This window comes from Mycobacterium venezuelense (assembly GCF_054919535.1).
Genome location: NZ_JBONDW010000012.1, coordinates 42,423 through 61,823 on the forward strand (window position 1 = coordinate 42,423; position 19,401 = coordinate 61,823).

The window sequence follows — 19,401 nt, forward strand, 5'->3', positions numbered from 1 at the left end:
TCACCGGGCGCCGTCGACGGCGAACGTGACCAGCGCCGCCCAGTACAGCGGGCTCGCGGTGGCGTCTCCGGCGCGCCAGCGCCGCAGCTGCGCGCGTTGCCAGCGGTTCACCGCGAGCCCCGCATCGTCTTCGCGGTGCGCCAGATCGACGCCCGCGACGGTGTCGGCCATCGGATCGACAGCCGAATCCGTTGGGCTGGTGGTGAATTGACGGTAGCCGGTAGTAGTCGGCAGCGACCACAGGGTCGCGGTGACCAACTGCGCACCGCCGAGGATCAGCGCCGCGACCAGGCCGGTGGCCTCATCGAACCGGTAGTCCCCGCCGGACGCGCAGGCCAGTAGACCCACACGCGGCGGGACAGGCAGTTGCGCGGACATGATGTCACCCGCGGTGAGTGGACGGCTTTCGGCGAGGTGTAGCGCGGCACGGTCGGCGTGGCCCGCATCGTGCTCGGCGGCGCTGGCATGTCCGACATAGAGCAGCCGCGCCGGGGCCTGCGCACATGCCTCCGCCAGCCAGCCCCGGTCGGTGTCGGTGCGCCGGAACAGTTCCACGGGATCCGCGACGGCCGGCAGCGCCTGGTCGCCTACAAGACCACCGAAATGGCGCGCCAGTGGAGTCTGCGGCGACGGCCGGCCCAACACCGAACCCAGCGCGGAGTCCGGCCGCTGTCCGGGGATCCGCGGGTCGAGAACCAGGACCGCCGGGCGGTCGCGGCGCTCGGACCAGCGCGCCGGCTGCCGTGGCGCATGCACGATGTTCGGCGGCACCGCCATCAGTACGTCCGCCAACTCCATCAACCGGAAACCGTCGGGACCCGGCATGGCCAACTGTCCCCACGGCACCCGGCCGAGGCGCGGACTGGGCGTCACGAACAACACCGCTCGCGGCGATGCCACGCAGTCGGCCAGCAGCTGCCAGCCGGCCATGCCGATCAGCTGGGCGCCGAGCGTGCGGGCGAGGTTGAGTTCGTCATCTGGAGTGGCGAACGGCCCAGATGCCACGGCCCGTTGGATGGCTTGTGCGGGCGTCTCGGAGTCACCGGGGTCGGGTAGCGCGGCGTCCAGCGCGTCGCAGGCCGCCTGCAGATACGGCTCCTCGATCACCCAGGTGACCGAGCGCTGCGGCTCCCCCACGACCCGCAGAGTGGCATATGTCGCGATTCCGACGTCGGCGAACCGCAGCACCAGGGTCTGAGTCACGGCCACGTCGTCCATTCGGTCCCTGGTGCGGTGACCTCGCGGCCGTAGCGTTGCGAAGCCAGTTCGCGGTACCGGCTCAGAATGGGCGCGCTATCCGGGTCCATCCGCAACGGCGGCAACGGTCCGAGCCGGGTCAGCACACTGCTGCCGACCGGTGCCGGGGCTGCTGCCGCGATCGCGAGTTCAGGTGCCAGCTCCGCTTCGAGCGGAACCGCCGCGGTGGCGGTGGCGGTCCAGTCGCTGACGTGCTGCGGGGCAGCTTCCGTGGTGAAAGTTCCTCGCGCACTGTGGTACTCGACCAGTTCGCAGAGCAGCTCGATGTTGTCGGACTCCCAGGCCACCGCGAACGCACCGGCCAGCATCGGCGCGGATACGCTGCTCGCCCAACGCATGCGGGCCCCGGCGTCGGCGATCGTGTAGCGGAGGGAATCGACTGCGAGCGCCGCGGGAACCTTCAGATCGGCGGCGCGTTCGAGCTTGACCATGGCACTCTCATACTCGGGACTGCCGGGCTCGCAGCTGAAGTAAGCGGTCCCGGCGGCATGCCTGGCCTCGACCTGATGCCAGTCCTGCCCTGGCTCGCCCAGCCCGTCGAATCCCATTTCCGCGAGCGCCTCGGCGCGCCAGATGTTTCCGAGGTGCGAGTCCAGCCGGGCGTATTGCAGCCAACTGTGCCGGGGCGACGCGTCGAGCCATTCCCTGGCCTGGCCCACCATGTCTCTGGCTTCTTCGAAGGCGCCGCGGAAGATCGCGATCCAGCTGCGTTGCAGCAATATCCGATGGATGTGCAGCGGCTTGCCCAGCTCGCGCCAGTGTCTCTCGGCGTGCTCCCAGCACTGATCGGCTTCCTGCAACGCGCCAACGCCCACGCGGATCAGCCCGAAATACAGCCAGCTTCGGGATACGTCGTGCGCCCTGGCGTGAGCGGCGATGACCGGGTACGCCTCGGTGACGAGCCGTTGAGTCTCGGCGTATTCGCCCGACGACCAACACGCCGCGGCCCGTTCCAGTTGACTACGCGCGGCGGCCAGTTGCCAGCCACGGGCTTCGGCCCGAGCACCGGCGCGACGCAGCCACGGCTGGGCCTCGTCCAGCCGTCCGGACTCGACACAGAACCGCGCGTAGCCCAACGCCCCGGAGACGAACAGGTGATCGGTCTCGGCCGTGCCGTCGCCCGGCCGATCGATGTCGGCGAGCACCTCGTCCCACAGCGGGACGGACCGCGCGTACAGATCGTCATCGCACAGCCCTGCGGCCACCAGCGTGCGGCCATGGCAGACCAGCCGCCGGTACTCGGGGTCGAGATCCTCGAAACCGACGTCGGCCCCGATCAGCGCGGCCAAATGCGTTGCGGCGCCGTCATGATCACCCTGTGCCGCGGCGAGTCCGGCGGCGAGGAAGTCGGCCCGGCGCGTGTATCGGCAGATCATGTGATCGAGCTCGGCATCGGTCATCGTCACCTGAGCCGCGGCTTCTGGCATCCGCCCGGACCGGATCGCGGTGTAGATCGCCAGACAGTCGCGGATTCGCCGGATGCTCTCGACCACACCGTCATGGGCACTGCGCACGAGATAGATCTCACCCAGCTGGGCGAACACCTCGAGTGCGTAGTCGTCGCGGTCGGCGCGTTCGATCTGCGGCAGGAGCCCGACCAGCAGGTCGCGCGCCGCGTCCTCGTCGCCGGCCAACGCGAGGTGACGAGCGCGGTCCAGCTCCCCGACGATCGTCACGGTCGCATCATAGGAAGCGGCGGGCATCCCCCGGATGCCCGCCGCCGTCGGGATGGGTCAGCTGCAGGTCACCGTGATGGTGAACGGCTTGTTGATCATCCCGGCCATCGGGTTTTTCATGTCGGCGCCGGAAGCTTCGCCGGTGATCGTGTAGGTGTCGCCGTCGGCCTTGACCTCGGCCGAGCCGACCTTGACGCCCATGTTCTCGCTGACCGCCAGCGCACTGCCGTCGTACACCAGGCCCAGCGACTCGACCTTCGGCGTCGCTTCGTCGGTCATGACGACCCCGAGCCCCTGCTGACCACCTATCGCGGCGCTCGCGACGTTGATCTTGCCGCCCTGCTTGACACAGGTCACCGAGTTGACGTCGAGCCCGGCCAAGTCCTTCCCGTCCACCTTGACCTGGGTCTTGCCGCCGGTTTTGACGTCCGAAGCACCCGCGGCCGCCACCGGCTTGTCGCCACCGGAAGCCGTCGGCTCAGCTTTGTCGTCCGAGCAGCCCACCAGCACCGCGCCGGTCGCGAGCAGTCCCATGGCGCCTGCGATAACTCGATTCATCTTCCCCGTCCTCCACTTCGTGTTCCGCGTCGCCCCGATGGCTCCGTCGTGCCCTCAGTCAATGCGGGGCCGGCGGCTACCGATCCCAAGAAATGTCGGTCGCCGCGGGTACGGTGAATTCATGACGGAGCAGCCCGAGCAGCCCGCTGAACCTGACGAACCCGTCGTCGAGGGCGAGGTCGTCCCACCCGCGGCCACGCCAACACCGCAGCCGTCGGAGACCGGTTACACGGCGGCCGGTGTGCCGACCTTCGAGTCCGTGCGGGAGAAGATCGAAACCCGTTACGGCACCTCGATCGGGGCGTCGGAGCTCGCGGGCGAGACTGCGGAGGGCCGCGCAGTCGAAGAGCAGTACGAGGCCAGGCAACGGGCCGCGGCCGAGCGCCTGGAGCAGATCCGGCAGTCCATGCGGGACGACGACAGCGACAAGCACTGAGCAGTGCGAACTTTCACTGTCGCCGAGCGGCGGGCGCGGTTGGCTCGGCGCCATTTCCTGACGGCGCCTGCCGATTCGATCGCGGGCACGGCCGCGAGTCTGGTCGGGCTGCATTCCACCGACCCGGCAACGCCATACCTGTCGCTGTGGGCTCGGCTGCCCGGCTTCGCGGTCGCCGACCTCGACACCGAGCTGTATGAGCGCCGCACGGTCGTCAAACACCTCGCGATGCGACGCACGCTCTGGATGGTGCACACGCACGACCTCGCCGCGATCCAGGCCGGCGCCAGCGACCGGGTCGCCGGCAACGAACTTCGCAAGCTGATCGGTGACGTCGAGAAGTCCGGTGTCGCACCGGACGGCGCGCGATGGGTGAGCTCGGCATGCGCGGCGGTATTGCGTCACCTCCAGGAGCACGGGCCGACGAGCGCCAAGGAGTTGCGTGCGGCGCTCCCGGAATTGTCCGGCAGCCACGACCCCGCTCCCGGCAAGCGGTGGGGTGGTGAGATACCGCTCGGGCCAAGGGTTTTGACCGTGCTCGGAGTCCAAGGCGAGATTGTGCGGGGGCCCAACGACGGCGCATGGACGGTCTCGCGGCCGCGCTGGACCATCACCGCGGATTGGCTGGACGGTAAACCGGGGCCGGTACCCGGGGACGAGGCGCGCACCGAGTTGGTGCGGCGCTGGCTGGCCGCGTTCGGGCCGGCCACCGTAACCGACATCAAATGGTGGTTCGGCAACACCCTGACCTGGGCCCGCAGCGCGCTGCGCGACCTCGGGGCGGTCGAGGTCGATCTAGCGGGAACCCCCGGCTATGTGCTGTCCGATGATCTCGACGACGACCCGGATCCCGGCCCGTGGTGTGCCCTGCTCCCCGGTTTGGACGTCACCACCATGGGATGGTTCGACCGCGACTGGTATGTCGGCCCACACCGCAGCCAGGTGTTCGACACCAACGGCAATGCCGGCCCGACGGTGTGGTGCGACGGCCGCATCGTCGGCGGCTGGCGCCAGGACGAGAACGGGCGGGTCGTGCTGTGCCTGCTCGAAGAGACGGGCAGCGCGATGAGCAGGGCGTTGCAGCGCAAAGCCGACGAGCTCACGGAATGGCTGGCCGCGGCGCGCGTCAACCCGCGCTTTCCGTCTCCGGTGTCTAAGCGCTGACCTTGCGCCGCTTGCGCCGCGGTGACGGCACGTCGAGCAGCTCAGCGAGGAACTTGCCGGTGTAACTGTCGGGGTTGGCCGCGACATCCTCTGGCGTGCCCTGTGCCACCACGGTGCCACCGCCGGCCCCGCCCTCGGGCCCCATGTCGACGATCCAGTCCGAAGTCTTGATGACGTCGAGGTTGTGCTCGATGACGATCACCGTATTGCCTTTGTCCACAAGGCCGTTGATCACCTTGAGCAGCTTGCGGATGTCTTCGAAGTGCAGACCGGTCGTGGGCTCGTCGAGGATGTAGATCGTGCGGCCGGTCGATCGCTTCTGCAGCTCGGCGGCCAGCTTGACGCGTTGCGCCTCACCGCCCGACAGCGTCGGCGCCGGCTGCCCCAACCGCACGTAGCCCAGCCCGACGTCCACCAGGGTCTTGAGATAGCGGTGGATCGAGCTGATCGGTTCGAAGAACTCCGTGGCGTCCTCGATCGACATGTCGAGCACCTCGGAGATGGTCTTGCCCTTGTAGTGCACCTCGAGCGTCTCGCGGTTGTAGCGCGCGCCATGGCACACCTCGCACGGCACATACACGTCGGGCAGGAAGTTCATCTCGATCTTGATGGTGCCGTCACCCGAGCAGGCCTCGCAGCGGCCGCCCTTGACGTTGAACGAGAACCGGCCCGGCTGATAGCCGCGCACCTTGGCCTCGGTCGTGGCCGCGAACAGCGAACGGATCTTGTCGAACACCCCGGTGTAGGTGGCCGGGTTGGACCGCGGGGTGCGGCCGATGGGCGACTGGTCGACGCGGACCAGTTTGTCGAGCTGGTCGAGCCCGTTGACGCGGGTGTGCCGACCAGGCACCAGGCGGGCACCGTTGAGCTTGTTGGCCAGCACCGACGCCAGGATGTCGTTCACGAGCGTCGACTTGCCCGAGCCCGAGACACCGGTCACCGACGTCAGCACGCCCAGCGGGAACGCCACATCGATCTCGCGGAGATTGTTCTCCCGGGCTCCGACGACCGTGACCTGACGACGACGGTCCGTCGGCCGGCGGATTGCTGGAACCTCGATGCTCTCTTTGCCGGAAAGGTAAGCGCCGGTGAGCGATTCGGGATTGCGGAGCAACTCGTCGTACGGTCCGCTGTGCACAATCCGGCCGCCGTGCTCACCGGCCGCGGGGCCGATGTCGACGACCCAGTCCGCATGCGCGATGGTGTCGAGGTCGTGCTCGACGACGATCAGCGTGTTGCCGAGGTCGCGCAGCCGCACCAGGGTGTCGATGAGCCTGCGGTTGTCGCGCTGATGCAGGCCGATCGATGGTTCGTCGAGCACGTAGAGCACCCCGACCAGGCCCGAGCCGATCTGGGTGGCGAGCCGGATCCGTTGCGCCTCACCGCCCGACAGGGTGGCCGCCGCCCGGGACAGCGACAGGTAGTCCAGGCCGACGTCGAGCAGGAACCCGAGCCGGGACTGGATCTCCTTGAGGACCTGGCCCGCAATGGCCTGCTCACGATGCCCGAGCGTGAGGGCATTGAGGAAGTCGGCACAATCGGCGATGGAGAGTTCGGCCACCTGCGCGATGGACTTGTCCCCGTAGTCGCCTGCGGCGAGCGTCACCGCGAGGATCTCCGGCTTGAGCCTCGTGCCGTCGCATTCCGGGCACGGGATGTCACGCATGAAGCCCTCGTAGCGTTCCTTCATCTGCTCCGAGTCGGTCTGCTCCATGCGGCGCTGTAGGAACGCCATGACGCCTTCGAAATCGGCGTAATACGACCGGGTACGGCCGTACCGGTTCTTGTAACGGACGTGCACCTGATGGTCGGAGCCTTCCAGGATGGCCTTGCGCGCCTTGGCCGTCAGCTTCTTCCACGGGGTGTCGATGTCGAAGCCCATCTGGTCACCCAGGCCCGACAGCATGCGGGTGAAGTACTCGGCACTCTGCCCCACCGCCCACGGCGCGATGGCCCCCTCGGCCAGCGTGAGCTCCGGATCGGGGACCACCAGATCGGGGTCGACCTCTTTGCGGATACCGAGGCCCGTGCACTCGGGGCAGGCGCCGTAGGGCGAGTTGAACGAGAACGAGCGCGGTTCGAGGTCGTCGACTGCGAGATGGTGGCCGTTCGGGCACGCCAGCTTCTCGGAGAACCGCTGCTCGCGATGCGGATGGTCGTCCTCACGGTCGACGAACTCGAGCACCACGATGCCGTCAGCGAGGTTCAGCGCCGTCTCCACCGAATCGGTGAGCCGCTGCTTGGCGGTGGCCTTGACCGTCAACCGGTCGATGACCACCTCGATGTCGTGCTTCTCCTGCTTCTTGAGCTTGGGCGGATCGGTCAGCGGGTGCACCACTCCGTCGACCCGGACACGGCTGTAGCCCTGGGTGTTGAGCTTGTCGAACAGATCGACGAACTCGCCCTTGCGGGTGCGCACGACCGGGGCCAGCACCTGGAACCGGAGCCCCTCGTCCATCGCCAGCACCTGGTCGACGATCTGCTGCGGGGTCTGCCGGGCGATCCGCTCGCCACAGACCGGGCAGTGCGGGGTGCCCGCGCGGGCGTAGAGCAGACGCAGGTAGTCGTAGACCTCGGTGATGGTGCCGACCGTCGAACGCGGGTTGCGGTTGGTGGACTTCTGGTCGATCGAGACGGCCGGGGACAGCCCTTCGATGAAGTCGACGTCGGGCTTGTCCATCTGGCCGAGGAACTGCCGCGCGTACGCCGAAAGCGACTCGACGTAGCGTCGCTGGCCCTCGGCGAAGATCGTGTCGAAGGCCAGCGACGATTTGCCGGAGCCGGACAAGCCGGTGAACACGATCAAGGAGTCCCGGGGCAGGTCGAGGTCGACTCCGCGCAGGTTGTGTTCCCGCGCACCCTTGATGATCAGGCGTTCAGACACCCGGTTCCTTTCCACGAACAGACTTCACACCCATGCTATGTGCGGGCACCGACAAGCCCGATACGGTGGCGATATGACCCCCACCAACATCACGGTCGACGACACCTACACCGGTCATGTGGATCCGGGAACCGCTGCGCGGCGCACCCTCGCCAACGCCTCGATCATCAAGGTGTCGGTGGGTCCGATGGACAACGACTGCTACCTGGTGACCTGCACGTCAACCGGCGAAACGCTGTTGATCGACGCGGCCAACGACGCCGACACCCTGCTGGCGCTCATCGAACAGCACGCGCCCAAGCTGTCGTTGATCGTGACAACCCACCAGCATTTCGACCACTGGCAGGCGCTGGAAACAGTGGCAAAAAGCACAGGTGCGCCGACCGCGGCCCACCAACTCGATGCCGAGCCGCTGCCGGTGCCGCCGGACCGCATCCTCGCCGACGGCGACACCATCCGTATCGGCGACTTGTCCCTGGACGTCATCCACCTGCGCGGGCACACGCCCGGCTCGGTGGCGCTGGCCCTGTCGGGCGCTGACGACACCGGAGCCACTCACCTGTTCACCGGCGACTGCCTGTTCCCCGGCGGGGTCGGCAAGACGTGGCAGCCGGGCGACTTCGAACGGCTCCTCGGCGATGTGACCGCCAAGGTGTTCGACGTCTATGACGACAGCACGGTCGTCTATCCCGGCCACGGCGACGACACGTCGCTTGGCGCCGAGCGCCCCAACTTGCCCGAATGGCGCGAACGCGGCTGGTAGGACGCCGCGCTAGCTCGTGTGGACGATGAGCACGTCGGTCTTCGACCGACGGGCCACGTTCGCGGGCACCGACCCCAGCAGGCGGCCGGCGATCGTGCTCAGGCCGACATTGCCGACGACCAACAGATCGGCCTTGACGTCGTCGGCCAATTCGACGAGCGCATCCACGGGGGCGCCGACGATCGGGCGCTCCTCGATATCGGTGGCACCTGCGGCCTTCGCCCGGTCGGTGGCCTCGCGCAGGATGGCGTAGATGGGAGCGTTGCCCGCCATCTTGTAGCCCTCGTCCTTGAGCACGTCGGCAGCACGCTGGTCTTCGCTTTGGGGGAAGTACGCCGTCGCAACGATCAGCTTCGCGTTCGACCCGGCGGCAATCTGACCGGCACGGTCCACCGCACGCAGTGACGAATCAGACCCGTCCGTACCGACCACCACGGTTCGATAGGCGCTCATCCATATCCTCCCACTGTCAGTTCCAACGCCACCCGAGACAGTAACCCCTACCCGCTGGACAGGGGCGCAAATCACGACACCCGTACGTGCAGCTCACAAATCGGTCGGGCATCCGTCTCGGTGACGTTTATCGGCACTGATGTTAACCACAGCTCGCCGCAAATCGGTGCCGACCGTGACACAGCCGACGCCGCGCCGGGCCGAGTTGCCGACGTCCACCGCCGACGTAGAAGTGACCGGGCTCATGGCTATACGCCAAAAGCACACAGACAGACCACTTTTCGCAACCGGACGAGAGCTCGCGGCCGTGCTGGCAATCTGCTGGCGATGTGCCACGGTACGCCTCACGATCACCTCTTCACGCAGATGGCATGTCTTCGGGTTACGGTTTTGCCGTCTTGGGGGGAGGTAAACGGCCATTCACGCAGATCTGTCGTTCAACACTGCGCGCGCCACCGGCCTCGGCGTGCGGCAACGCGCCGGCCGTTTCGACGCCATACCGGTCGCGATGTTCGCCATCGCACTGAGCGCGGCGGGCGCGGCGAGACCGTCCCTGTGGTTCGACGAGGCCGCCACGATCTCGGCGGCCACGCGGCCCGTGCCCGAACTCTGGGCGCTGGTCGGCAACATCGATGCCGTGCACGGCCTGTACTACCTGGGCATGCACGGGTGGTTCTCGATCTTCCCCGTCACCGAGTTCTGGTCACGGCTCTCCAGCTGCCTGGCGATCGGCGGAGCCACGGCCGGTGTCGTGATACTCGGGCGGCAGTTCTCCAGCCGCACGCTATCGGTCTGCGCCGGAATACTGTTCGCGATCCTGCCGAGGGTCACCTGGGCCGGCATCGAGGCCCGCTCGTACGCGTGGACCGCACTGGCCGCGGTGTGGCTGACAGTGCTTCTCATCACCGCCATCCGGATGCGCCGCGGCACGCTGTGGGCGGTATACGGTGCGGCGCTTGCCCTCTCGACGCTGCTGAACATCTTCGTCGTTCTGATCGTGCTGCCCCATGCCGCCGCCGTGGTTCTGCTGTCGCGCCGTGCCGTTGCGCCGTGGCTCGCCGCGACGGTTCCGGCGGTGCTGGCCGTGACACCGTTCATCCTGTGGTGCCGCTCCCAGAGTTTTCAGGTCGGTTGGATCTCTCCGCTGGGCTCCCACACCTTCGCCGAGGTGGCACTGGAACAGTATTTCGACCGCAGTGTGGCGTTCGCGCTGCTGGCCGCGGCCGTCCTGATCGCGCCGTTGCTGATCCGGCGATTGCGGGTGGCGGATACCGGAAGCAGGCAGTTGGCGGTGATCGCCGCAGTGTGGGTTGTCGCACCCACCGCGGTTCTACTCGCCTATTCGGCTGTCGCGCAACCGCTTTACTATCCGCGCTACCTCTCCTTCACCGCTCCGGCCGCAGCGCTTCTGCTCGCCGCCTGCGTCGTGGCGGTTGCCCGAAGCAGGGAATGGATCACCGCCGTACTCGCGCTGTTCGCGCTCGCTGCGACACCCAATTACCTGGGGGTACAGCGCGGGCCGTATGCCAAGGAGGGCATGGACTACAGCCAGGTCGCCGACGTCATCACCGCCCACTCCTCCCCCGGTGACTGCCTGATACTCGACAACACCGCAAGTTGGAAGCCCGGACCCATCCGGCCCATCACCGCGGCCCGGCCCGCCGCCTACGCCCAACTCGTCGATCCGGGCCGCGGACGAACAGCCGTCGACCGAAATCGGCTGTGGGACGCCCACCTCGGCATCCGAGGTGTTGCCGAACAGGTTCGTCAGTGCACGGTGCTGTGGACGGTGTCCGAACGCGATCCGTCGGTGCCCGACCGGCAGAGCGGTGAGGCGCTCGATCCGGGGCCCCGGCTCAAGCGGGCACCGGTCTACCAAGTGCCGGAAGGGTTCGGCTTTCACATCGTGGAGCGTTGGCAATTCAGCTTCGCCCAGGTGGTGAAATCGACCCGGTAGGCGTCAGCCGCGCCGGTCACGGCCGAAGTAGATCTCTTGCGTCGCCGTGCACACAAGCTGCCCCGCGCGGTTGTACATCATGCCGGTGGCGAGCCCACGGCCACCGATCCCGCTGGGCGACACCTGATCGGACAACACCCAATCGGACAGGTCGGCGGGGCGGTGGAACCACACCGCATGGTCGATGAGTGCCGAGAACGAGTCGATCTGCGTGGTGCGCCGCATCGTCACCGAGGTTTCGAGCATCGTGGTACCGGTGACATAGGTGAGCAGACAGCAGTTGATGAGCGGATCGTCGGTGACGGGTTCCATTGGCCGCCACCACATCCGGGTGTGCTGCGGCGGGTCGGGCATGTCCATGGCCAGCCGCGGCGGGGCATCGACATACCGTCGCGCGATCCACTGCGGGCGCACCCAGAACCCGTGATGCTCGTCGGCATAGGCGCGCAGCTGATCCTCGACCGCGGGAAGCGCCTCGGGGGCGGGCACATCGGGCAACGGCTGGTGATAGTCCATCGCGTCCACCGGGGCAGTCAGCGAGACAAGGGCTTCCAACAACACCTCACCGCCCTGCTGAGCCCGCACCTGCCGCGTCGACAGCGCGCCGCCGTCGCGCAGGTTCACGACCTCCATGTCGACCGGATAGCGCGCGTCACCCGCCCGCAACAGATACACGTGGACGCTGTGCGGCAGCCGTCCGGGTGCCGTGCGACTTGCCGCCATGAGCGCCTGCGCGGCGATGTGGCCGCCGACGATGTGGTGATTGGCATTGTCGAGTTGCGTGGCGACGAACGTGTTGTCGCCGGAGCCGGCAAGGTCGAGTGTGGCCAGGATGTCGGCTAACTGCGGCAGGGGCACCGCAGCATTATGCGCGGTGCCCCTTTGCCCATGCCCATGCGGTGAGACGCCAAACGGTGCCGACTCGGCGCAGCGAAACCGTGAAGACGGAATCCCTCTGTGTCACGTGTTGCCCCCGAAGGTCGAACGTCATGGTCGCGGGCACGACCACATAGGCGTAGTCGGCCGTCACGTCGACATGCGTTGGCTCGGCGAGCGTTATGCGGTACCCGGAGGCCCCCAAGTGCTCGCCCTCGGCAAGCACGTCTCGCCACCAGTCCTGGGCGGCTGTCGGGCCCTGCCATACATGCGGCGACATCCCGTCAAGAATCTGCATCGTGTCGTGGCATGCGGCCACCTGTTCCTCGGCGTCTCCGTTGTTGAAAGCGTCGACGTAACGGCGCACCGCAGCCATGGGATCACTGCCGGTCACGCCGTGATGCTAACCAGTTCGACGACGGGATGCGGCGAACCGTCCACGCCGCCCGGTGCATACTTCTTTGCGCACGGGGCGGCGCAGACGTGCTGGAGCGAGTGACGGGATTCGAACCCGTGTAAACGGCTTTGCAGGCCGGTGCCTAGCCACTCAGCCACACCCGCGTCACAACAGACTGTGCCAGGGCGGTTGGCACCGGCCCAGGTTTTCAATCGTGGTGATCGCATCCCTCGGACGGACCGGCAACGGGCATGCCCGCGGCGATTCCGCCCTGCGGCCATCCGGCCGGCGAGTCCTCCCATGGCTCCTGACGGCCATATGGCGTCAGGTCGAGGAACGGGTAACCCACGGACGAGTGGTCGAGACCCCGCGCGTAGGCCGAATAGGTGTGGAACACCTCGTCGCCGCGCCGGAGGAAGACGCTCGCACCCGGCCAGTCACCGTGCAAATCGTCATCGCTGAAGCCGGCGGCATGCAGGTCGCCGAGGGACATGTAGTTGTACTCGACCGGCGCCCGGGCCGGATCGAGCGTCACGTGATAGTCGTACGTGAAGTCGCCGTCGCGCGACGAGTACCACGGGAAGGTCCAGCCATGCTGGTCGCGGTAGCGGGCGATGCTCGCGTACGGCGCACGCGACACGCATGCGAACGTGACGTCTTTGGCGTGCAGCAACGCCCGGTCCTGTTCGGTGAATGTGAGATCGGCCGCGGCGGTGCAGCTCGGGCAGCCGGCATCGTTGGCGTCGATCCACATGAAGTGGTGGATGTAGAGCTGGCTGCGTCCCTCGAACATGTCGAGCAACCGGACCTCGCCATCCGGACCTTCGAAGACATAGTCCTTTTCGACCTTCACCATGGGCAGCCGGCGTCGTTCGGCGTTGACGGCATCGCGCAGGTGGGTGACTTCGCGCTCGCGGGCCAACAGTTTCTTGCGGGCGGCAAGCCAGTCGTCGCGCGTGGCGACGTCGGGATATGCGGTGGGTTGTGCAGACATGAGCATCACTCCTCGTCGGAAAATCGCCTCACCGATATCGACCCGCTCAGCACCCGAAAGTCATCGCATCCGCGCTAATTTGTTCGGCATGGACCTCTGGCTGGCCGACGCGCCCTTCTTCGGCGGACCGGGACAGGGCACCCGACAGTTGATCGAATTGTTCGTCGCGTTCGGGTTGACCGCGCTGATCGGCCTCGAACGGGAGGTTCAGGGCAAGAGCGCCGGCCTGCGTACGCAGACGATCGTGGGCACCGCGGCCGCGCTGATCCTGCTCGTCAGCAAGTACGGGTTCAGCGATGTGCTGGCGGAAGGCACCGTGGTGGTGGATCCGTCCCGTGTCGCCGCCCAGATCGTCTCCGGCATAGGTTTTCTCGGGGCAGGCATCATCATCTTCCGCCGCGGCTCGGTGCACGGGCTGACGACTGCGGCCGCAGTCTGGGAGTCGGCCGCGATCGGCATGGCCGCCGGTGCCGGCCTGCTGTTGCTTGCTTGCACGGTGACCGTGATGCACTTTGTGATCGTCCTGGGGTTCATGCCACTGGCCCGGCGGCTCGCGGCCCGACTCAGCGGATCGGTGCGTATGCACGTCACCTACGAGGAGGGACGTGGTGTGATGCGCGAACTCCTGCAGGCGTGCGACCGCCGTCAGTGGCAGCTGACCGATCTGGCCGCCGATGCGCCCGGTGAGCCGCTCGGCACCGGGGGTCGCTCCGGTGTGGTGCTGACGTTGTCGGGCAGCGGCATCCTCAACGCACCGACGGTCCTCGCCGCGATCGACGGTATCACGGCAATCCACCAACTCGACGAAGACCCGGACTGAGAGACACCCATGGTCACGTATCGCAACCCCGGTCCGATCTCATTCGACGCGGTGATCGAAAAGCCTGACCGCCCAGGCGCTTACGTCGCCTTTCCGTTCAGTCCGGTCGAACTCTTCGGTGTTCGCGCGCGGGTACCGGTTCACGTGCGTTTCGACGACACGGTTGACTACACCGGATCGTTGGCCCCCTACGGCGGCAGGCACATCCTCGGCGTGCGCAAGGAGATCCAAGATACGCTCGGGAAGTCTCACGGCGACACTGTGCACGTCGAATTGACGCTCGACACCGATCGTGCCGAGGTCGCCGAGGACTGACTCAGGCTGGTTGACAGTCGGTTTCAGGCTTTACGTTGACGAGCGTGCGCAAAATGCCGCTAGTTCACGGCGTTTCGCCCAGCAGACACGCACGCTCGCGGTGCTAGCGGGGACGGCCAGAACGGAATGATGCGATTGCGCCGACGGTTGCGAGCACTGCGAAAGCGCCGAACAGCCACCGGGCCGCCGATGCGTCGCCGGCGGCGGTGAGGTTGACGACGACACCGGCCAATCCAGCTCCGAACGCCCCGCAGATGAGTTGCACGGTGTTGATGGCCGCTGCCGCGGCGGGCCCTTCGGCGGGATCGTCGACGCCGCTCATGGCCCACGCCGACAGGTGAGGCCAGGCGATGCCGATGCCCGCGCCCGTCACGAGCAAGCCGAGCGCCCACAGCACGACGAGCCAGGCGGGCATGCCGTTGCGGACCAGTGTCGCGCCGGCCGTCAGGCCGACCGCCATCACGAGCGGCGCGATCGCCACCGTCCGCACGATGACCCGGTGCTTCTGCACCGATGCGCTCGCGATCTCACCGACCGTCCAACCGACCGACAGCACCGCGCCGAAGAACCCGGCCACCACCGGCGTCAGGTGTGCGAGACGTTGCCCGAACAACGGCACATACATGTCGACCATGGTCGCGGCCATCAGCACGCCCAGCGTGAGATAGATCCACTTGAGCGGCCCTCGACCAAATGTGCTGGGCGGCAACACGGATGCCGTCATTCGCCGGTCCACGAACACGAAGACGACCACGAGCGCGATCCCCAGTGCGAGCAGGGCGGCGGTGGCCCGCGCATCGTGCGGTATGCCGGCCACACTGACGGCCATGGCGGCGGAGCCCAGCAGCGCGAGGGACGCAACCGGTATCCCCGGAGTATCGGTCCCGGCCCCGCCACGCCCCGGCAGCGCGATCGGAACCAGCACGGCCATCGCGACCGTGAGGATCACGAGCACACCGAACGCCCACCGCCAATGCCCGTACTGGGCGAACAGTCCGCCAGCGGCCGGGCCGACAAGCGTGCCGACCCCCCACATCGCCGACACCAGGGCAGATGCCTTGGTCCACAACGCGTTTGGCAGTGCGGTGTTGATGACGGCATAGCCGAGCCCGGCCAACAGGCCGCCCGCGAACCCCTGCACCGTGCGACCGGTGAGCAGAATCTGCATGCTCGGCGCGAGCGCACAACCCAGGCTGCCGACGCCGAACACCGTTAGCGCCGACAGGTACGCGAGCCGCGGGCCTATCCGCATCAACACCGAGTGCACGGTCGTCGCGGCGATCACCGAAGCTACGAGATAGACGGTCGTCACCCAGGCGTAGAACCGTTGGCCGCCGATGTCGGCGACAGCGCTCGGCAACAGACTGATGGTCAGAAACTCGTTGGTGGCGTACAACAACACGCCGCCGGCCAGGACGGTCGACGCCCCGAGATTCCGGGGCCCCAGCAAGTGGCGCCAGGTTCCGCTCGCCCCAATTGTCGCCGTCGGCGCAGTGTCCGTCACGCCGCTGACGCTAGATCCTCAACCGCCGTTGAGGTCAAGGACGACCTATTTGAGCCCCGCCGCGTCCATACCGCGCAGTTCCTTCTTCAAATCAGCGATCTCGTCACGGATACGGGCCGCCAACTCGAACTGCAGATCACGCGCTGCCGTCATCATCTGTTCGGTCAGATCCTTGATCAGGTCGGCGAGTTCGGCCCGCGGCATGTTCGTGGTGTCGCGGCCCTCGACGATGCCGCCACTGACCGCCCGCCCCGGTGCACCCTGGGCGCGACGACCGCGAGATGCGTTCCGCCCGGAACCGCCGATCTCGACGGTCTCACTGTCGTCGGCCTCGCGGTAGACCTGATCGAGGATGTCGGCGATCTTCTTGCGCAACGGTTTCGGGTCGATGCCGTTGGCCTTGTTGTACGCGATCTGCTTGGCCCGGCGTCGTTCGGTCTCGTCGATGGCCTCACGCATCGAGTCGGTGATCTTGTCGGCGTACATGTGGACTTCGCCCGACACGTTGCGCGCCGCACGACCCGTGGTCTGGATCAGGCTGCGGGCATCGCGCAGGAAGCCCTCCTTGTCGGCGTCGAGGATCGACACCAACGACACCTCGGGCAGGTCCAGACCCTCACGCAGCAGGTTGATACCGACCAGCACGTCGTATTCACCGAGGCGCAGCTGGCGCAGCAACTCGACCCGTCGCAACGTGTCGACCTCCGAGTGCAGGTAGCGCACCTTGATGCCGAGTTCCAGCAGGTAATCGGTGAGGTCCTCGGCCATCTTCTTGGTGAGCGTCGTGACCAGGACGCGCTCGTCGGCTTCGGCGCGCTTGCGGATCTCCCCGATCAGGTCGTCGATCTGGCCCTTCGTCGGCTTCACGACGATCTTCGGGTCGACCAGGCCGGTCGGGCGGATGACCTGTTCGACGAACTCGCCGCCTGTCTGCGCGAGCTCATAGCGGCCAGGGGTCGCCGACAGATACACCGTCTGACCGATGCGATCCGCGAATTCCTCCCAGGTCAGCGGCCGGTTGTCGACCGCGGAAGGCAGCCGGAAACCGAAATCGACCAGGTTGCGCTTGCGCGACATGTCGCCCTCGTACATGCCGCCGATCTGCGGCACCGTCACGTGCGACTCGTCGATCACCAGCAGGAAGTCCTCGGGGAAGTAGTCCAGCAGGGTCGCCGGAGCCGAACCTGCCGGGCGTCCGTCGATGTGGCGCGAGTAGTTCTCGATGCCGGAGCAGAACCCGACCTGGCGCATCATCTCCACGTCGTAGTTGGTGCGCATGCGCAACCGCTGGGCCTCGAGCAGCTTGCCCTGGCCCTCCAGTTCGGCCAACCGCTCCTCCAGCTCCTGCTCGATGGTGGAGATCGCGTGGGCCATGCGCTCCGGCCCGGCCACATAGTGAGTCGCGGGAAAGATGCGCAGCGAATCCACCTGGCGGACCACGTCACCGGTCAGCGGGTGCAGGTAGTAGAGCGCCTCGATCTCGTCGCCGAAGAACTCGATCCGCACGGCGAGCTCCTCATAGGACGGGATGATCTCGACGGTGTCGCCGCGGACCCGGAACGTGCCGCGGGTGAACGCGGTGTCGTTGCGGTTGTACTGCACGTCAACCAGCAGCCGGAGCAGACCGTCGCGCGGCACCTCGTCACCGACGTTCAGCTCGACCGAGCGGTCCAGGTACGACTGCGGGGTACCGAGGCCGTAGATGCACGACACCGATGCGACCACGACGACATCGCGCCGGGACAAAAGGCTCGACGTGGCCGAGTGACGCAGGCGCTCGACGTCGTCATTGATCGAGCTGTCCTTCTCGATGTAGGTATCGGTCTGCGCGATGTACGCCTCGGGCTGGTAGTAGTCGTAGTACGAGACGAAGTACTCGACCGCATTGTGCGGCAACATCTCGCGCAATTCGTTCGCGAGCTGCGCGGCCAGCGTCTTGTTCGGCGCCATCAACAGCGTGGGCCGTTGCAGCCGCTCGATGAGCCAGGCCGTGGTGGCCGACTTGCCGGTGCCAGTGGCACCCAGCAGCACGACATCGCGCTCCCCCGCCTTGATCCGGCGTTCGAGCTCGTCGATGGCCGCCGGCTGATCACCGGCCGGCTGATACTGGCTGACCACCTCGAACCGGCCGCCGGTACGGACGAGACCGTCTACGGCATCGACAGCTGGCCGGTACTCCGAATGCGCGAGCACGGGATGTTCGGTAGCGAAAGCCATGTTCACCAGGGTAGAACTGCGCACCGACAAGTTCCTGATGTGTTCGCCGACCGCGTAGGCTGACGCCATCCACGCGCCCAAACACGAGACATTCAACCTGGTCGACCGCACGAATACGGATCCGAAGGGGATCGTGCGGGCCGTCGACGTCTACACCGTCGAGCCGTGGGGTCTGTACATGGCGCGGCCGACGCCGGGGCGGGCTCAGTTCCACTATCTGGAATCCTGGCTGCTGCCGTCGCTCGGGCTGCGGGCCAGCATCTTCCATTTCAGTCCCGGTCACGAACGAGACCAGGACTACTACCTCGACGTCGGCCGGTTCACGGCAGGGGCAAGCGCCTGGCACTCCGAGGACCACTACCTTGACCTGGTGCTGCGCACCGGGATCGGGGTCGAACTGTGCGATGTCGATGAGCTGCTGACGGCGGTTCGGCACGGCTTGTTGACGCCGGAGACCGCCGAGCACGCCGTGCAGACTGCCACGGCGACCGTCGACGGGCTGGCCCGCCACGGCTACGACCTCGACCGGTGGCTTGCTGGCAACGGCATGGCCCTCACGTGGCAAGGGCGGTAAGGTCGAGATTCATGAGGTCAACTAAGTACGCGTGGGCGGTGGCTGCTGTGCTGGCAGGGCTGCTGTCCGGCGCACAGTTGGTTCCCGCCACGGCGCTGGCCGAACCCGAGATGCCACCTCAGCCCGAGGTCGAACCCCAACCGGATCAGCAACTGCACAACGTCACCTACAAGGCGAGGATCGACGGGGTCTCCCGCAACGCGCAGATCACCTACAAGATCGATGACAGCCAGGTCAACACCGCCGATCCGACGATGCTGCCGGGCCGGACGTTCGAGGCCACCGGGGTCGTGTCCGACCCGCAGCTGGCCGGCATGACCGTGCGCATCGACTGGCCGTACTCGGCCAACCTGCATTGCGAGATCCTGGTCGACGACCAAATCGTCGCCCAGGCAGACAGCTGGGTTGCACCACGGCTGACCCGCCCGAACAACGACCCCGGCTATGGGACTCTGCCGTGCGGTGCCAGCGTGGATGTCCTCGGCACGGCTCCCGTCATCCCGGCAGCGCCGGTTGACCCCGCTGTGCCGGCGCCGCCCGCCGCTTAGAACACCGC

General features: G+C 67.0%; 18 protein-coding genes and 1 tRNA gene. 8 read left to right on the top strand and 11 right to left on the bottom strand.

Annotated features, from left to right (window positions below; genetic code table 11):
* The 3 genes from ACRCUN_RS20025 to ACRCUN_RS20035 are packed head-to-tail and all read right to left on the bottom strand — an operon-like array spanning position 1 to position 3,491.
* On the bottom strand, positions 1–1,218 hold the full coding sequence (locus tag ACRCUN_RS20025; RefSeq protein WP_462143375.1) for a CHAT domain-containing protein: 1,218 nt from the start codon (positions 1,216–1,218) through the stop codon (positions 1–3).
* The gene (locus ACRCUN_RS20030; protein ID WP_462143376.1) at positions 1,200–2,933 is read right to left on the bottom strand and encodes a hypothetical protein; all 1,734 of its coding nucleotides are present in this window, start codon (positions 2,931–2,933) and stop codon (positions 1,200–1,202) included. The genes ACRCUN_RS20025 and ACRCUN_RS20030 overlap by 19 nt, the downstream gene beginning before the upstream one ends.
* 57 nt (positions 2,934–2,990) lie before the next feature.
* A complete protein-coding gene (locus ACRCUN_RS20035; protein WP_462143377.1) occupies positions 2,991–3,491 on the bottom strand; it encodes a lipoprotein LpqH in 501 nt (166 codons plus the stop codon).
* A gap of 121 nt (positions 3,492–3,612) precedes the next feature.
* Between ACRCUN_RS20035 and ACRCUN_RS20040 the strand changes: the two genes are divergently transcribed.
* Both ACRCUN_RS20040 and ACRCUN_RS20045 read left to right on the top strand, forming a co-directional pair.
* Positions 3,613–3,927 (top strand): hypothetical protein, encoded by a 315-nt coding sequence (locus ACRCUN_RS20040; protein WP_462143378.1) that lies wholly within the window; start codon positions 3,613–3,615, stop codon positions 3,925–3,927.
* 3 nt (positions 3,928–3,930) lie between these two features.
* Positions 3,931–5,091 carry a winged helix DNA-binding domain-containing protein gene (locus tag ACRCUN_RS20045; RefSeq protein ID WP_462143379.1) on the top strand — a complete coding sequence of 387 codons (1,161 nt, stop codon included), beginning with the start codon at positions 3,931–3,933 and terminating at the stop codon, positions 5,089–5,091.
* Here ACRCUN_RS20045 and uvrA read toward each other — a convergent pair.
* Positions 5,081–7,975: an excinuclease ABC subunit UvrA gene (gene uvrA / locus ACRCUN_RS20050; RefSeq protein ID WP_462143380.1), complete on the bottom strand. Its 2,895-nt coding sequence runs from the start codon at positions 7,973–7,975 to the stop codon at positions 5,081–5,083. The two genes, ACRCUN_RS20045 and uvrA, sit on opposite strands and share 11 nt — an antisense overlap.
* 73 nt (positions 7,976–8,048) lie before the next feature.
* On the opposite strand from uvrA, the gene ACRCUN_RS20055 reads away from it, so the two are divergent.
* Positions 8,049–8,738 carry an MBL fold metallo-hydrolase gene (locus tag ACRCUN_RS20055; RefSeq protein ID WP_462143381.1) on the top strand — a complete coding sequence of 230 codons (690 nt, stop codon included), beginning with the start codon at positions 8,049–8,051 and terminating at the stop codon, positions 8,736–8,738.
* A 9-nt stretch (positions 8,739–8,747) separates the two neighbouring features.
* Here ACRCUN_RS20055 and ACRCUN_RS20060 read toward each other — a convergent pair whose 3' ends face one another.
* Complete coding sequence (locus tag ACRCUN_RS20060; protein WP_462143382.1) at positions 8,748–9,191, bottom strand: universal stress protein; 444 nt, start codon at positions 9,189–9,191, stop codon at positions 8,748–8,750.
* Between the two features lie 466 nt (positions 9,192–9,657).
* Between ACRCUN_RS20060 and ACRCUN_RS20065 the strand changes: the two genes are divergently transcribed.
* On the top strand, positions 9,658–11,148 hold the full coding sequence (locus tag ACRCUN_RS20065; RefSeq protein WP_462143383.1) for a glycosyltransferase family 39 protein: 1,491 nt from the start codon (positions 9,658–9,660) through the stop codon (positions 11,146–11,148).
* A 3-nt stretch (positions 11,149–11,151) separates the two neighbouring features.
* On the opposite strand, the gene ACRCUN_RS20070 is transcribed toward ACRCUN_RS20065, so the two are convergent.
* The 4 genes from ACRCUN_RS20070 to ACRCUN_RS20085 form a co-directional block, all read right to left on the bottom strand.
* The gene (locus ACRCUN_RS20070) at positions 11,152–12,006 is read right to left on the bottom strand and encodes an acyl-CoA thioesterase (protein WP_462143384.1); all 855 of its coding nucleotides are present in this window, start codon (positions 12,004–12,006) and stop codon (positions 11,152–11,154) included.
* A gap of 7 nt (positions 12,007–12,013) precedes the next feature.
* Positions 12,014–12,418 (bottom strand): nuclear transport factor 2 family protein, encoded by a 405-nt coding sequence (locus tag ACRCUN_RS20075; RefSeq protein ID WP_462143385.1) that lies wholly within the window; start codon positions 12,416–12,418, stop codon positions 12,014–12,016.
* A gap of 93 nt (positions 12,419–12,511) precedes the next feature.
* Positions 12,512–12,585: transfer RNA gene (locus tag ACRCUN_RS20080), tRNA-Cys, on the bottom strand.
* Between the two features lie 44 nt (positions 12,586–12,629).
* Positions 12,630–13,415, bottom strand: coding sequence for a DUF899 domain-containing protein (locus tag ACRCUN_RS20085; protein WP_462143386.1), 786 nt, complete (start codon positions 13,413–13,415; stop codon positions 12,630–12,632).
* 88 nt (positions 13,416–13,503) lie between these two features.
* Here ACRCUN_RS20085 and ACRCUN_RS20090 point away from each other — a divergent pair, with 88 nt between their 5' ends.
* Together ACRCUN_RS20090 and ACRCUN_RS20095 are read left to right on the top strand one after the other, a co-directional pair.
* Positions 13,504–14,235, top strand: a complete 732-nt coding sequence (locus tag ACRCUN_RS20090; protein WP_462143387.1) for an MgtC/SapB family protein — start codon at positions 13,504–13,506, stop codon at positions 14,233–14,235.
* A gap of 9 nt (positions 14,236–14,244) precedes the next feature.
* On the top strand, positions 14,245–14,550 hold the full coding sequence (locus ACRCUN_RS20095) for a DUF1905 domain-containing protein (RefSeq protein WP_462143388.1): 306 nt from the start codon (positions 14,245–14,247) through the stop codon (positions 14,548–14,550).
* Between the two features lie 103 nt (positions 14,551–14,653).
* On the opposite strand, the gene ACRCUN_RS20100 is transcribed toward ACRCUN_RS20095, so the two are convergent.
* Positions 14,654–16,054 carry an MFS transporter gene (locus ACRCUN_RS20100; protein WP_462143389.1) on the bottom strand — a complete coding sequence of 467 codons (1,401 nt, stop codon included), beginning with the start codon at positions 16,052–16,054 and terminating at the stop codon, positions 14,654–14,656.
* Between the two features lie 45 nt (positions 16,055–16,099).
* Positions 16,100–18,271 carry an excinuclease ABC subunit UvrB gene (uvrB, locus tag ACRCUN_RS20105; protein WP_462143390.1) on the bottom strand — a complete coding sequence of 724 codons (2,172 nt, stop codon included), beginning with the start codon at positions 18,269–18,271 and terminating at the stop codon, positions 16,100–16,102.
* Between the two features lie 67 nt (positions 18,272–18,338).
* Between uvrB and ACRCUN_RS20110 the strand changes: the two genes are divergently transcribed.
* The gene (locus ACRCUN_RS20110) at positions 18,339–18,845 is read left to right on the top strand and encodes a ribonuclease FAU-1 family protein (protein ID WP_462143503.1); all 507 of its coding nucleotides are present in this window, start codon (positions 18,339–18,341) and stop codon (positions 18,843–18,845) included.
* An 11-nt stretch (positions 18,846–18,856) separates the two neighbouring features.
* The gene (locus ACRCUN_RS20115; RefSeq protein ID WP_462143391.1) at positions 18,857–19,393 is read left to right on the top strand and encodes a hypothetical protein; all 537 of its coding nucleotides are present in this window, start codon (positions 18,857–18,859) and stop codon (positions 19,391–19,393) included.
* Positions 19,394–19,401 lie beyond the last annotated feature (8 nt).

Bases quoted from the DNA above. Each gene is read 5' to 3' on its own strand.
- uvrB (WP_462143390.1), bottom strand. From the start codon at position 18,271: ATGGCTTTCGCTACCGAACATCCCGTGCTCGCGCATTCGGAGTACCGG.
- ACRCUN_RS20025 (WP_462143375.1), bottom strand. From the start codon at position 1,218: ATGGACGACGTGGCCGTGACTCAGACCCTGGTGCTGCGGTTCGCCGAC.
- ACRCUN_RS20090 (WP_462143387.1), top strand. From the start codon at position 13,504: ATGGACCTCTGGCTGGCCGACGCGCCCTTCTTCGGCGGACCGGGACAG.
- ACRCUN_RS20035 (WP_462143377.1), bottom strand. From the start codon at position 3,491: ATGAATCGAGTTATCGCAGGCGCCATGGGACTGCTCGCGACCGGCGCG.
- ACRCUN_RS20040 (WP_462143378.1), top strand. From the start codon at position 3,613: ATGACGGAGCAGCCCGAGCAGCCCGCTGAACCTGACGAACCCGTCGTC.
- ACRCUN_RS20060 (WP_462143382.1), bottom strand. From the start codon at position 9,191: ATGAGCGCCTATCGAACCGTGGTGGTCGGTACGGACGGGTCTGATTCG.
- ACRCUN_RS20055 (WP_462143381.1), top strand. From the start codon at position 8,049: ATGACCCCCACCAACATCACGGTCGACGACACCTACACCGGTCATGTG.
- ACRCUN_RS20095 (WP_462143388.1), top strand. From the start codon at position 14,245: ATGGTCACGTATCGCAACCCCGGTCCGATCTCATTCGACGCGGTGATC.
- ACRCUN_RS20085 (WP_462143386.1), bottom strand. From the start codon at position 13,415: ATGTCTGCACAACCCACCGCATATCCCGACGTCGCCACGCGCGACGAC.
- ACRCUN_RS20115 (WP_462143391.1), top strand. From the start codon at position 18,857: ATGAGGTCAACTAAGTACGCGTGGGCGGTGGCTGCTGTGCTGGCAGGG.